Origin of the sequence: Cognatundibacterium oligocarboniphilum (genome assembly GCF_013377855.1) — a bacterium.
Classification (GTDB): Bacteria; Pseudomonadota; Gammaproteobacteria; order Burkholderiales; family Burkholderiaceae_D; genus Undibacterium; species Undibacterium oligocarboniphilum.
In genome coordinates, this window is the sequence record NZ_JABXYJ010000015.1 from 1 (window position 1) to 13,341 (window position 13,341).

The 13,341-nt window shown below is 53.9% G+C and carries 10 protein-coding genes and 2 pseudogenes; 9 read left to right on the forward strand and 3 right to left on the reverse strand.

The features are described from left to right. From HV832_RS16520 to HV832_RS16535, 4 genes and pseudogenes are all read left to right on the forward strand, one after another. Positions 1-343 (forward strand): annotated as a pseudogene (locus HV832_RS16520) (hypothetical protein); the annotation flags it as partial. 23 nt (positions 344-366) lie between these two features. Next, positions 367-1,472, forward strand: a protein-coding gene (locus HV832_RS16525) for an IS3 family transposase (RefSeq protein ID WP_218132069.1) whose coding sequence is annotated in 2 segments (ribosomal slippage) — positions 367-625 and positions 625-1,472 — 1,107 coding nt in all. Because the reading frame shifts where the segments join, the coding sequence is not laid out codon by codon here. Between the two features lie 24 nt (positions 1,473-1,496). After that, on the forward strand, positions 1,497-2,765 hold the full coding sequence (locus HV832_RS16530) for a hypothetical protein (RefSeq protein WP_176805107.1): 1,269 nt from the start codon (positions 1,497-1,499) through the stop codon (positions 2,763-2,765). A gap of 177 nt (positions 2,766-2,942) precedes the next feature. Further along, positions 2,943-3,176, forward strand: a complete 234-nt coding sequence (locus tag HV832_RS16535; RefSeq protein ID WP_176805109.1) for a hypothetical protein — start codon at positions 2,943-2,945, stop codon at positions 3,174-3,176. Positions 3,177-3,194: 18 nt separating this feature from the next. Here the strand turns inward: HV832_RS16535 and cadR are convergent, their stop codons facing one another. Further along, positions 3,195-3,635: a Cd(II)/Pb(II)-responsive transcriptional regulator gene (gene cadR / locus HV832_RS16540; protein ID WP_176805111.1), complete on the reverse strand. Its 441-nt coding sequence runs from the start codon at positions 3,633-3,635 to the stop codon at positions 3,195-3,197. A gap of 85 nt (positions 3,636-3,720) precedes the next feature. Here cadR and HV832_RS16545 point away from each other — a divergent pair. Then, positions 3,721-4,761 (forward strand): annotated as a pseudogene (locus HV832_RS16545) (heavy-metal-associated domain-containing protein); the annotation flags it as partial. A 76-nt stretch (positions 4,762-4,837) separates the two neighbouring features. Here HV832_RS16545 and HV832_RS16550 read toward each other — a convergent pair. Next, positions 4,838-5,752, reverse strand: coding sequence for a LysR family transcriptional regulator (locus HV832_RS16550; protein ID WP_176805113.1), 915 nt, complete (start codon positions 5,750-5,752; stop codon positions 4,838-4,840). Between the two features lie 98 nt (positions 5,753-5,850). Between HV832_RS16550 and HV832_RS16555 the strand changes: the two genes are divergently transcribed. Genes HV832_RS16555 through HV832_RS16570 form a run of 4 tightly spaced genes read left to right on the forward strand, consistent with a single transcriptional unit; the run spans position 5,851 to position 11,580 of the window. Continuing rightward, on the forward strand, positions 5,851-7,416 hold the full coding sequence (locus tag HV832_RS16555; protein WP_176805115.1) for an NADH-quinone oxidoreductase subunit L: 1,566 nt from the start codon (positions 5,851-5,853) through the stop codon (positions 7,414-7,416). Between the two features lie 21 nt (positions 7,417-7,437). Next, the gene (locus HV832_RS16560; protein WP_176805117.1) at positions 7,438-9,981 is read left to right on the forward strand and encodes a YbcC family protein; all 2,544 of its coding nucleotides are present in this window, start codon (positions 7,438-7,440) and stop codon (positions 9,979-9,981) included. A 40-nt stretch (positions 9,982-10,021) separates the two neighbouring features. Next, on the forward strand, positions 10,022-10,519 hold the full coding sequence (gene purE / locus HV832_RS16565; protein WP_223827389.1) for a 5-(carboxyamino)imidazole ribonucleotide mutase: 498 nt from the start codon (positions 10,022-10,024) through the stop codon (positions 10,517-10,519). After that, entirely contained in the window at positions 10,516-11,580 is a 1,065-nt protein-coding gene (locus HV832_RS16570; RefSeq protein WP_176805119.1) for an ATP-grasp domain-containing protein, read from the forward strand. The genes purE and HV832_RS16570 overlap by 4 nt, the downstream gene beginning before the upstream one ends. Positions 11,581-12,200: 620 nt before the next feature. Here HV832_RS16570 and HV832_RS16575 read toward each other — a convergent pair. After that, complete coding sequence (locus tag HV832_RS16575; RefSeq protein ID WP_176805121.1) at positions 12,201-13,217, reverse strand: DNA-binding protein; 1,017 nt, start codon at positions 13,215-13,217, stop codon at positions 12,201-12,203. Positions 13,218-13,341 lie beyond the last annotated feature (124 nt).

The following is a 13,341-nucleotide window of genomic DNA, read 5'->3' on the forward strand; positions in this document are numbered from 1 at the left end:
AACGGGGAGGATTTCCGCGCAATCTGTTAAATCACTGATCGTAGAAGATAACGGAAGCGGGATTAGTGACTTTCAAAAATTACTCACACTCGCAGAAAGTGGTTGGGATGAAAATGTCAGCCAAGTCGAAAAACCGTTTGGTATTGGTTGGTTTTCCACGCTGTTTTCGGCACAATCCGTGACCATTGAATCCGCGGGTAAATCTTGTCATCTGGTGTCCAAAGATGTGCTTGATATGAAGCCCGTCAAACTGACCTCTGTACAAGACACTGGTTTTACCCGTATCCATCTGCTCGGTGTCGATTTTGACCTGCTCCCCGAGTTTAGTACGGTAATAATGTAGAGTTTGCCCTGATGGAGGCAAACATGAAGAATCGATTCACGGAAGAGCAAATCATTAGTGTCTTAAAAGAAGCTGAAACCGGTGTGAAAGTGGCAGAGATTTGCCGTAAACACGGAATCAGCGATGCGACTTATTACAACTGGAAGGCGAAATTCGGCGGGATGACGGTTTCAGAAGCGCAGCGGCTCAAGACACTGGAGGCTGAGAATGCCCGGCTAAAGCGGTTATTGGCGGAAACGATGCTCGATAACGCTGCACTCAAGGATGTTGTTGGCCGAAAGTGGTAAGCCCACAAGCCAGACGCGACGCTGTTTCCTATGTCATGGCAACTCACGGATTAGGCATCACGCGTGCTTGTGGGCTGATCGGTATTTCCAGGTCGTTGTATCGATATGAATCGACTCGCCCGAGAGACGAGGAGTTGTCCAAACGATTGACTGAGCTCGCCGGCCAAAAGCGCCGCTATGGCTATCGACGCCTGCATGTGTTGTTGTGTCGCGAAGGCTGGTTGATTAATCACAAACGTACCTATCGGGTCTATCATGATGCTGGCCTGATGGTACGTAGGCGAAAACGTAAACGAATTGCAGGCATTGAACGACAGCCGAAAGTAATAGCTCTAGCACCGAATCAAAGTTGGTCAATGGACTTTGTCTCGGACGGATTTATTGACGGGCGAAGGCTACGCTGTTTGAATATCGTTGATGACTTCACAAAACAATGTTTGGCAATAGAAGTAGATACATCGCTACCTGGACGTCGTGTTGTTACTGTTTTAGAACGGCTTGCAGAAAGTCGAGGATTGCCAAGATCGGTGACTGTAGATAACGGGCCTGAATTTATTAGCAAAGTACTTGATGAATGGGCGTACCGAAAGCAGCTTCAATTACGCTTCATCGAACCGGGCAAGCCTCAGCAAAACGCCTACATTGAAAGTTTTAACGGCAAGTTTCGGGATGAATGTTTGAATGAGCATTGGTTCTTATCAATGCGTCACGCAAGAGAAGTCATTGCAGCTTGGCGTCAGGAATATAACGAAGAGCGTCCGCACAGCTCACTTGGTTATCTGACACCAAATCAATTTGCAGATAGTTTTTTAACCGCAGACTCTATGTCAGTTCCGGACTAAATTGGGGAGCAGGTCAATTTCACCTTGACCAGCCTGAAGAAATCACTGTTGGCTATCGTGAAGGGCTTTTCGATCCCGGTGTTTTTGAATGGGGAAGAACTGGAACGCCCTCATGCTATTGCTCATTTACCGACCACCTGTGACATCGGTTGCGGCGTTGCCTACATTCCAGGGCTTGCAAAGCCAAACTCGGATATTGATTTCAGGTCAGTCATCTATTTTCAGGGATTGCCTGTTTCATGCCCTGATCTCGGTACTGCATGGCAGTTTGCCAAAGTGAATATCGTCCATATCGATAATACGTTTTCCGTCAGAATGCCGGATCGAGATAGCTTTATCGACCCGGTTGAAACAGCTGAGAGAATTAAATCAGCGCTGAAGCAAGCAATCTTGAACACGCTGAACAATATCAAAGCAACCCGGCCTGTCACTGAATTTGTCGAATATTTTAAAGCCCTGTGTTTAGTGGATGCCCAATATCTGTTGAATGATGTTGACTTGCTGCCTACTGAGGTGATTGAAACAATGGATCACATACCAGATAGGCATAACAGTTTTCAAACAAGCTTTGTGGATGAACCAATTCACAAAAATAAGTTGGTTGGTAATCAGCAGTTGTTGATCGCCAATTTGGACAATTATCATCACTCAGAGATTGACAACTATTTCGCCCTGTCTTCGCTGTTGTTTTGGGAAGATGCACTCTTGATTAAAACGCGAGATTTGCATAAGGATCATTGGGTGCATGGTATGACCAAAGATCCGAAAGCCGCCAAACTTGACGTTGTTTATGAAGCGAGTTCGTCAGAACATTTTTCATTCCGGTTTGTCTGTGGAAATCTACACCTTGTTCCGGGTTTCACCGTGAATGCCTGGGGACACTCATATCACATTACGAACGAGAGCATCACGCTGGAAGATGGAAACATCATCTGTGGCAATGACTTTCCTTCCGATGCCTTGCTGCAATTGGACAGTTATGAAACTGATGAAGTATTTAATGAGCAAGTTCACGACGATGATACTTCATCCTTGTCGCACTTACTGTTCTCAATGCGTGGTGAAAAACCAGAAGTCTCTGTTCAGCGTGCGTTACAGAGTGAGCGTATTCCAAGCATGACAGGCTGCCAGAACACGGCGACGTGCGTCGTGATTGCGGAAAAGAAACTTCAGGTCACACCGCTGCTTGACATTCTCAAAGCATTTTCTGCATCACTGTCTCTGCCAGTCGATGTGCATCAAATGCAGGACTTCATAGCCAGTTTGAATCTTGCGGTGTCACAGCACGTTTGATTCATCATAGCTCGTCTTCCGCATTTGTTTGTTCATTGTCCTATTTGCTGGATCAGCATAAAAACTGAGCCTGCTTATCTCAACAATGAAAGAGTTCTTTCACGTGCCTGTTCCTTTTACGTTTAGGAACAGGCACACCTCAATCTTCTTGTAATCATTATTTTAAGGAAAAATTCCATGTTTTCATTAGTAAAAACACTCTCCCTGCTCATGTGCTTCTTCATTCTGTCAGCTTGCACCAAAACACCCAATACCAGTCTGGATGGTAAGTGGGACTGCACAGGGGACACACTGCTGATTGCTGGCAGTGATGTAACCATCTATTTGGGTGGGAACCAAAATTCGGTCCTCAAAGACAAATTGGATTACGATTTGAGCCATTTAGGGGTCGCCTCAGAAAACGGAAAATAAAGCACGCTAAGCCCTTACTTACCCAGATGTTTGACTGTTCGTGGCACTTTCACCATGGCAATTGCAATTGCCCAACCCTTGCAAAATGCCGCACGCCTCTACAGATCGAGAGCCAGAACACTTCTCGCGCAAATCAACCAAGTGCCGCTTTAACTGCAACAGCGCGGACACACGCATTTCCACCTGTTGAATATGGGCCTCCAGCAGCGTGTTGACCTCCCCACAGTCCTGCATCGGGTTGTCTCGCAGACCCAGCAATGCCCGAATCTCGCGCAACGTCATGTCGAGCGAACGGCAATGACGGATGAATTGCAAGCGCTCAATGTGCGCCTCACCGTACAGGCGGAAGTTGCCACCGCTTCGCGCTGGCTTCGGCAGTAGCCCTTCCTTCTCGTAGTAGCGGATGGTCACGACCTCGCATCCAGAGCGCTTGGCGAGGTCGCCAATTCTGATTTCCATGCCTCAATCTCCATTTATCGCTTGACTCTATAGCGACTATAGAGATTTTAATGGAGGCTGTACAGACGATTTAAAGGAGTTATCCATGAGCGAATGCGCTTCAAAAGGGTGTGGCTGCTCGGCTGGGCCGATCACCCAACCCCCGACACAAGCCCCGCAGACAACCGAATCGGCTCAAGCGGTGTACCGCATCGAGAACATGGATTGCCCCACGGAAGAGGCGCTGATCCGAAGCAAGCTGGCCGGGCTGGCGGGTGTGGCAGGTCTTGAATTCAACCTGATGCAGCGTACTTTGGCCGTTCGGCACGAACTGCCTTCGCTGTCACCCGTTGAGCAGGCGCTAGCCGCCATCGGCATGCAAGCCGTGCGCATGGATCAGGCATCGACCGAAAAAACAACCAAGCTGTCCATTGCCAAGATGGATTGCCCGACCGAAGAGGCGTTGATCCGCAAGAAGCTCGGCACAATGGCCGGGGTTGCTGATCTCGATTTCAACCTGATGCAGCGCACGCTGTCGGTACGCCATGCGGACCATGTTCTGCCAGACGTGCTCGTGGCACTGCAAACACTTGGATTCGAGGCGCAGGTAATGGACACCGCAGAGGCCGCATCGCCGTCCGCGTCCCCTGTGACCACGCCGACTAACTGGTGGCCGCTGGGCATCTCCTTTGTGACTGCATCGGCGGCCGAGGCGGTCTACTGGCTCCACAACGGCAATCACTGGTCGGTTGTCGTTCTGGCGCTTGTCGCGGTCTTCACGGGTGGCCTTTCCACCTACAAGAAGGGATGGATCGCGCTCAAGAACCGTAACCTCAACATGAACGCCCTGATGTCGATTGCCGTCACGGGGGCCATGTTGATTGGTCACTGGCCCGAAGCGGCGATGGTAATGGTGCTCTTCGCGCTGGCCGAGGTGATCGAGGCCAAGTCGTTGGATCGCGCCCGCAACGCCATCCGTGGCTTGCTCGACCTGACCCCCGAACAGGCCACGGTGCAACAGGCCGACGGCACATGGCGTGAGGTGAGCGCCAAGCAAATCGTCGTCGGCAGCCGCGCCCGGGTCAAACCGGGCGAGCGCATCGCGCTCGATGGTGAGGTGCTAGAGGGCCGCTCTACCGTCAACCAGGGGGCGTTTGGCGAAAGGGAAATTAAAGTACGCTAAGCAATCAAAGTTGCTTTCACCAGAATCTGGCAGGGCATGGCTAAGAAGATGCTAAAACGCAAGGGGCAGTTTTTGATGCCCCGGACAGCAGTTGCTCTAGCAATTCGATCTGATACCGGTGCGGCGTGGTGATGGCGTAGAAGCTCTCTTGCAAGGCTGCCGAATGGCCCACGGTGACAAGAACACCCGACCGTAGCTCATCCTGAACCACCACCTCTGGCAGTACAGTCAACCAGCCACTGTCCCGCGCAATCAGGCGGAGCATAGCCATGTCATCCACCTCGGCTCGCAGTCGAGGACTCACGCCCGCAGACGCGCACAACGCATCAAATTGGGCGCGCAATGCGTGCCGGGGACCAGGTAGTGCGATGTCCACACCATTCAGATCTTCGGGAATGTGCAGGCTCTGCGATTTCCAGCGGCTGGCAGGACCGACCAACGAGATCGACTGGCTGCCCAGAAACCGGCAATGAAGAGGACGCTCCGGATCGACTGGCACAGTTTCATTGGCAAGCACCACATCCAATTGGTGCTGCGTCAGTCGCGCGATCAGACCCTCCAACAAACCGGACTCCAGAGTCAGTACGACGGCAGGGTCCGCGAGCAAGGGCCGAATCCAGTTTTCCTGGTAGTTGCGTGACAGCGTGGCCACGCTGCCCACGCGCAGCCGCGTAATCCCCGCCGAGCGGCCCTGTAGCCGCCCTAGCATCTCCTCGCCGAGGCCGAAGATGTTGTCGGTATAGGCAAGCACCAACTGCCCGGTATCGGTTAGCGCCAACCGTCGTCCTTCGCGAGTGAACAAGTCTTCGCCGATACGCTCTTCCAACTGACGAATCTGGGCCGAGACCGCCGATTGAGAGGTATGCAACTCCTCAGCCGCGCGGGTTAGATGCCCCAACTTTGCGACTCGCCAGAAGTAGAAAAGGTGATGGAAGTTGAGTTGGTCTAGTCGCATAGTTCTGTTTTATCGATCAATTCGTTCTAATCATTGTATTTTACAGAACGGAGAGGCACAAGCATGATCCTCATAACGAATTTCAAGAGGATCATGTGATGGATATTGCCCAAGTTTTGTTCTGGACCAGCGCCTTGGCGCCGGTCGCTCTTATGGTGACTGCGGCGTTGCTCACCCCGTTGCGTCAGCTTCCGACAGCAGGGCTGTGGCGTGCATTCCAGGCGCTTTCAGTTGGCGCGCTGGCCTTTACGGTCATTTCCGTTTGCGTAGGACCAAGCAGCTTGCGCGTGCCTGCGTCTTTGCAAGCGTCATCCTTCGGCCTGATTCTGGCCATTCTGGTGCAACTGCTAGGCACGGTCATCGGTGGGTTTTCTGCGCGGTACTTGCAAGGCGAAGCGGCCCAACGACGCTATGTCTCGGCGCTGGCCACAGTGCTGGCTGCCGTGCATCTGCTCTTAATGGCTGACCACTGGCTGGTCCTCATCGCGGCGTGGGCACTGGTGGGCGTGGCCCTGCAGCATCTGCTGTGCTTCTACCCGGACCGCGCCTTCGCGCGGCTGGCCGCACATAAAAAGCGGATAGCGGATCGGTTGGCCGATGGGCTGCTAATGGGAGCTGCAGGCTTGGCATGGGTAGAAGTGGGCAGCGGCTCATTGTCGGCTCTGTGGATGCACGTAGCGCGGGAGGGCATGTCCACCTCGTTGCAACTCAGCGCCCTGGCGTTAGTGTTGGCCGTCGTCCTGCGCACAGCATTGCTGCCGGTGCATGGCTGGCTGATCCAGGTAATGGAAGCGCCGACCCCGATCTCGGCCCTGCTGCATGCGGGTGTGGTCAATCTCGGCGGATTCGTGCTGATTCGTTTCGCACCACTGCTGGAACAGGCAGCTCCAGCACGTTGGCTGTTGATGTTGCTTGGACTGGCCAGTGCAGTGTTGGCCGGCATGGTGATGCTAACCCGCATCAGCATCAAAGTCCGACTTGCCTGGTCCACCGTGGCGCAGATGGGCTTCATGCTGCTCGAATGCGCTTTGGGCCTCTACACATTGGCAGCCCTGCATCTCATCGGCCATTCGCTCTACAAGGCCCACGCGTTCCTGTCAGCTTCGACGGTGGTGCGCCAGACCCGTCAGCAGGCATTGCATTGCCGTTCGTCGCCAACCGCGCTCAGTCTGGCGTTGGCGCCGGTGCTAACGATCTCGGTCGTACTTTTAATCCTGTCTCTGTATGGCCACGCGAGTTGGCCTTGGTGGTGGAGCGCTGTGCTGGGGCTGGCCTGGGCGCCATTGTTGTGGCTGCCTGCTGCGCGCGCTGGTCTGCCTGCGCGTGTTGGGCAGGCGTTGTTTGGGCTGCTGATGGTCATCGGCCTCACGGCTACCGCAATGGTCGCGCATTCGCTGCCGCTTGGCATACAGGATACCCCCCACCGCGAGCTTGGGCTGATTGCGTTGTTTGGCATGGCGGCGCTTTACCTCTGCGTGGTGCTGCTTCAGTTACGGCCACGGCTACTCTCCAACTGGCGGCGTTGGAGCTATGCCGGCTTCTACTTGGACGAGGCCTACACACGCATGGCCTTGCGACTTTGGCCCGCCCGCTGGATGCCTGAGTCCTTCAAGCACGCGGAACCCGAAGCTGCCGCATCCCCGCTGGCCAATGCCCCGCAATAAACTGACAACACGGAGAACCCTATGACAGACACCTTGACCCCCCTCGCTCAGTCAGCCACTCAGGACCTCGGCCTCGACCGCGACGACGCGCTGCATGCCCAGATCGAGCATGCCTGCAGCCAGGCCTGCCAAGCGATTGCGCCCGCCTGGCCCTTGGATCGCGCCATCGCGGTCAATCCACACTGGTCACGCATTGGCATGCCGGTGCGTCGGGTGGCCGCCCGCATGGCAGTGCTCGGCAATATCCAGGTTTTTCCGCCGCGAAATCAGCAACAATTTTATTGGAGCGAGGGGCGGATCAGTCGCGCCGATCTGGAGCAAGCGCTGCATCAGTTGCATGAAGCAAGGGCGATGGGCTTGACGCCTCGCCAGTGCATGGATGAATTGCAATCGAGCGTAACTTTGCAACAACTACCGCTTTTGATTGACGTGCTCGACAACGATCCGCAGCGTCATACCCGACTGTCCTGGCGCCAGGCCATCACGCATCAGGTCAGCCAGACCTGCGCGGCCTACTTCGACGAGCATCAGGCCGACTGGCAGCCGGAGCGAGCTCAGGGTTTGTATGCCTTCTGGCGCGATACGCTGCAGCACGACCATGGCATCGGCTTGCTCATGGGCTTGCCGCATATCGGCCGTGCCATCGACGCACTGCCTGCCACCGCACAGGACGCCGAGCGTTGGGTGATCAAGCGTCTGGGCCTTCCGCAGGCGGTGTGGGAGGATTATCTGGAAGCGGTGCTGCTTACCGTCAACGGCTGGGCTTCCTGGTGTGCATATCTGGGCTGGCAGGCAGGACAGGAGGGCCGCAAGGATTCGCACTTGCGTGAACTGCTGGCCGTCCGCCTTGCCTGGGGCGCGCTGCTGCTGGAGTGCAAAGACGATGTCGCTGCCAGGCAGGCCTTCACGGCACTGCAGCAGGCATGGGGTCAAGCCCCCCGTGTCTTGGCAGAAGCCGAACAGGCGTTGTTGATCGACGAGGTTTGGCAACTGGCGCTGGAGGTCGGCTACCAACGCACCTTTGCACAGCGGCTGCTTTCAGCAAGCGGCTCAATCGTGGCACCGCAAGAGATCGAAGTGCAGGCGGCATTTTGCATCGACGTGCGCAGCGAGCCCTTGCGCCGCGCGCTCGAGGCGGTATGGCCTGGCATCCAGACCATGGGGTTTGCGGGATTCTTCGGTCTGCCGGTCGCCTACACACCATTGGCTACGCGTGCCCGGCGTCCGCAATTGCCCGGCTTGCTGGCGCCTACCATTGAGGCGACTGATAGCATCATGCCGTCGGATATGGCTCAGTGCGAAGCGAATGCCGTGCTGCAAAGTGCCGCCAGTCGTTCACGTCAGACGCGCCTGGCGTTGAAGGACCAGTGGCTGTCCGCCAGCCGATGGCCCGGCGCAGCATTTTCTTTTGTGGAGACGGCAGGACTCGGCTACCTAGGCAAACTTGGGAATTGGCTGCTGCCGAGCAACCAGGACCGAGCCAGGGATGACCTGGAGGGTCTGCCGAACCGCTATCGCCCGATCTGCCGACCACAATTGGTCGGACTGGACCTCGACGCAAAGGTCGCGCTGGCGGCGCGCGTGCTGCATGCCATGGGTCTGGAGCAATACCTTGCCCCGTTGGTGCTCCTCGTCGGGCATGGAAGTCAATCCACCAACAATGCGCATGCGGCGGCGCTGGACTGCGGTGCCTGCTGCGGTCAGACCGGCGAGGTCAATGCGCGCAGCCTGGCACTGTTGCTCAACGAACCCGCGGTGCGCGTCGGCCTATGTACACGGAGCATTTTCATTCCCGAGGCCACTGTGTTCTTGGCGGCCCTGCACAACACCACCACAGACGAAATCGAAGGCTTTGACCTCGATCTCTTGTCTCCTGCAGCGCGCGACCGGTGGGAGCGACTGCAAGGCGTATTTGCTCAGGCCTGCGATCAGGTGCGCCGAGAACGGGCACCCAGCCTTCAACTGGACCCGCGTTCGCCTCACGACGACCTATTGGGTCAACTGCGTCGCCGTGGCAACGACGGGGCGCAGACCCGACCGGAGTGGGGCCTCGCGGGCAACGCGGCCTTTCTGATTGCACCTCGTCACAGAAGCCGTGGTGTTGTTTTGGGCGGACGAAGTTTCATGCACGACTACGACGCCAGCCAGGATGGCGATGGCAGCGTGCTGGAACTGTTGATGACCGCGCCAATGTTGGTCACACACTGGATCAACTGGCAGTACCACGCGTCCACATGCGATCCGTACCGCCTAGGCAGCGGCAACAAGGTGCTGCACAACGTGGTGGGCGGAAATATCGGCGTCTTCGAGGGCAATGGTGGCGATCTGCGCATCGGTTTGTCTCGCCAATCATTGCACGATGGTGAGCGCTGGGTGCATGAGCCGCTGCGGCTAACGGTGGTCATCGACGCGCCGCAGACTGCCATCGACGCTGTCATCGGCAAACATGCGGTCGTCAAGCAATTGCTGCAGAACGGCTGGCTCCACCTCTGGCGTTTCGAGCAATCTGGATTCGAGCGCTATGAGCGCGGTGAATGGTGCCCGATGCTTCTGGATGGTTGTTGATGTGTCAGCAGTCCAGCATCAAAAAATTTTAGGGGGGAAGATGATGATGCACAAAGTAGCCATCGTGATGGGATCAAAAAGTGATTGGGAAACACTAGGTATTGCCAGCGAACTATTGACCGAGTTTGATGTTGGATGGCATGCAGAAGTCGTGTCGGCGCATCGTACGCCAGAAAAATTATTTAGTTTCGCCCGCAACGCCAGGGCTAACGGCCTTGAGGTGATTATTGCCGGCGCTGGGGGTGCTGCGCATTTGCCAGGGATGGTGGCGGCACTCACTCCTTTGCCGGTACTTGGCGTGCCAATACAAAGCAAAGCGTTGAGTGGCATGGACAGTTTGTTGTCGATTGTGCAGATGCCCAAAGGTGTTGCAGTTGGAACGTTAGCAATCGGTACTGCCGGCGCCTTTAATGCCGCTCTTTTAGCAGTGCAAGTGCTGGCATTGAATGACCAGGTCCTTGCTGCCAAGTTGGACATCTGGCGGGATCGTCAAACACAAACGGTGTTAGCAGATAGTCACATTGGGGGCAATACATGAAAGTCGCTGTATTGGGTAACGGCCAGCTCGGAACTATGCTGCAGCAAGCGGGTCAGCGCATCGGCATCGATGTACATCTGTTGAACACTGGTGCCGAATTGTTACCGCCGCTTGATATGCCGATCACTGCAGAGCGTGAACACTGGCCCGTCAATCGCTTTACAGAAGCGTTGCAGCGTCATCCTGGTTGGCTGAACAGCGCGGCCTTTCCCGTGCTATCGAATCGAATACGACAAAAAACCCTGATTGACCAACTGGAATTACCCACTGCAGCTTGGTGTGCGGTATCTGCTGATACCTCTTTGGAAGCGTTGCATCAAACGTTGGGCCCTGACATTTTTTTGAAACGTGCCAGTGGTGGCTATGACGGTCGTGGTCAACAGCGTTTAAGAGAAGGCTTGATCAGTGATTTTCCAACATGGGCCGATGATGCTATCGCTGAACAAGCAATTTTTTTTGATACAGAAGTATCGATCATCGGAGCGCGCAGTCGTGATGGTCAAGTCGTGTATTACCGCCTAACCGAGAATCGACACGAGGACGGAGTTCTTACGATCAGTCTTAGCCAACCGTCACGCTTTGATGCTTTTCAATCAAAAGCCGAGAAAATGCTGCGCCAAGTGATGCAAGCGCTTGACTATGTCGGCGTCATGGCAATGGAATGTTTTATCGTTGACGGTCAATTGCTTGTCAACGAAATTGCGCCACGTGTACATAACTCTGGGCATTGGACACAGGCCGGCGCGTCAATTTGTCAGTTTGAATTACACCTGAGGGCGGTTTGCGGCTTACCTCTGCCGCAGCCCGTACAAAGCGGATACGGCATGATGATAAACCTGCTCGGAGTCCCGTATGACGCGATATGGTTAAAGCACGGTGCGGCGCAATTGCACTGGTACGGAAAAAGCCTGCAACCAGGGAGAAAAATGGGCCATCTCAACTTTTACCATCCAAGCGCGGTGCAACTTTCAGATTGGCTGGTTGAATTAGAAGGCCTTGCTACCTTTGAAAACTCTTGTAAATGGGCAGTATCAAAACTTAGTGCTGACATTGCCAATTAATCTCGATAATCTCGATTTGGATTGCTCAACGGTTAAATTTGCCCATCCCCCAAAAATGTAAAATTATCCTAAAAACCCATCGGCGCACAGTCCGCTGATTGCTATTTTTCAGCATTTTAAGGCCACCCTAAGACGCTCCTTTTACATTTTTGGGGAAATTGCAAAACATGGTTGTGGCGTATTGAAAATATAACATTGTGCTCTAGCGCAACATGTAGATATCTCAATCTTAAGATTCGTCACTTCCGCTCAACTCTCGTTTCGATCCGCATACTGAACCTGGTCATCACACCAACTGCAACAGCCAAGTTTCTCGGTTGCGTGATTCTTAGCAAGTTGTGTTCTGCTGCGCGTCGTAGCGCAAATGATGCGGCCTGCAACTCTTTGGTCATACAACCAACCTGCTCGGTCTCTGAAAACTACACAAAATCATCGAGTAGAGTTTGCAGCGGCACACTCACAATGTCGTACAACCTTTCCTCAAAGGTTGTTTGAAGATGGATCATCAGTTCTTGGTGCATTGGTGCCGCATGCAGGCGGAACGCTTGATGCCAGCTGAAGGCTGGGTTAAATAGATTTTTGTCGTCAGAATTCATTAAATCATGGTGCCTTAGGGTAATTTAATGCGTTTTCGCACTCAAGAGAGTTTTAAATTCATCCATCACGTGTTGCTGAGCTTCAAGCTTGGCACTGGTCGTGACCAACTCCAATTGCAAACTGTATATCTGCGTATCTAATGCCTTATTTTTTGCCAGGGCGTCGGCATGCTGCTCCTGTAAGTCAGTCACCCGGACACCTTCTTTAATTAATTGGGCTTCCAACTGCGCTGCACGTTGAGCGATCGCACGCTGCGCCTCCAGCTCAGTCTGTGTCTTCCGACTTTGATTTTTCTCTTCATATAACGACTTCTGCGCCTGGGAAAGCTCTGCAACCAGCCTTGCCCCATCCTGATTTAGTTGAGTCACTTCGTTCTGCTTCAGTACCAGGCTCTGTTGCAAATGACGCAGCTCAGCCTGCAGTTGCTGAACTTGCTGTTCATGGCGCCGGATATCCTGGTCACGTTGCTCTTTGACAGATGACCTGTAGTGTTCCAGGGCATCCCGCGCATGATTGTGTTTTTCTTCCAGTGATAGCCGGTGTGTTTCATTCTCCACCAAGCGATCCTTAAGATCCGCCACTTGCTGAGCCAAAGTATGCCTAGCGATGGATTCGCTCTGCAACGCTTCTCTGGTTTGCTCGTGGGATTGGATTTCTTGCTTTATCTCGGCTATGGTAAGGTCGAGTTTTTCTTGGATGGCAGCATTTTTTGCCGTCAGCGCTGTAATTTCTGCCTCATGCAGGTGATCTTTCTCGCTATGCTGCGATTCCAGTTCAGCAATGCGATTACTTGCCTCCGCCTCGAGCTGGACAGCCAGGCACGCTACCAGGTCCTGCAGCGCTTCGCTGATGGAGGTTTTGCGATCAACGTTGCCGCCATTCTCCTCTTCCAACTCCTTCAGGTACTTGTGTATGGTGGTCTTGGAGCCAGTATTACCCAAGGCAATTCTCACCGCATCGACTGATGGATGACGTCCCTGAGCGATGAGCGAATTACGTGCTTTTTCGACTTCCGACTTATACAATCCAGTTCTGGCCATTAATTACTCCATTGAATATCATAATGTATTACGTATCATGTAATTACATACTACTTTATGCTTTAATTCAAGTAATAATAACTGATATACAAATGCTGGATAACATATACTTATCCAGTGTTAA

Coding starts and splice junctions, on each gene's coding strand:
- HV832_RS16535 (WP_176805109.1), top strand. CDS start 2,943: ATGTTTTCATTAGTAAAAACACTCTCCCTGCTCATGTGCTTCTTCATT.
- cadR (WP_176805111.1), bottom strand. CDS start 3,635: ATGGAAATCAGAATTGGCGACCTCGCCAAGCGCTCTGGATGCGAGGTC.
- HV832_RS16550 (WP_176805113.1), bottom strand. CDS start 5,752: ATGCGACTAGACCAACTCAACTTCCATCACCTTTTCTACTTCTGGCGA.
- HV832_RS16555 (WP_176805115.1), top strand. CDS start 5,851: ATGGATATTGCCCAAGTTTTGTTCTGGACCAGCGCCTTGGCGCCGGTC.
- HV832_RS16560 (WP_176805117.1), top strand. CDS start 7,438: ATGACAGACACCTTGACCCCCCTCGCTCAGTCAGCCACTCAGGACCTC.
- purE (WP_223827389.1), top strand. CDS start 10,022: ATGATGATGCACAAAGTAGCCATCGTGATGGGATCAAAAAGTGATTGG.
- HV832_RS16570 (WP_176805119.1), top strand. CDS start 10,516: ATGAAAGTCGCTGTATTGGGTAACGGCCAGCTCGGAACTATGCTGCAG.
- HV832_RS16575 (WP_176805121.1), bottom strand. CDS start 13,217: ATGGCCAGAACTGGATTGTATAAGTCGGAAGTCGAAAAAGCACGTAAT.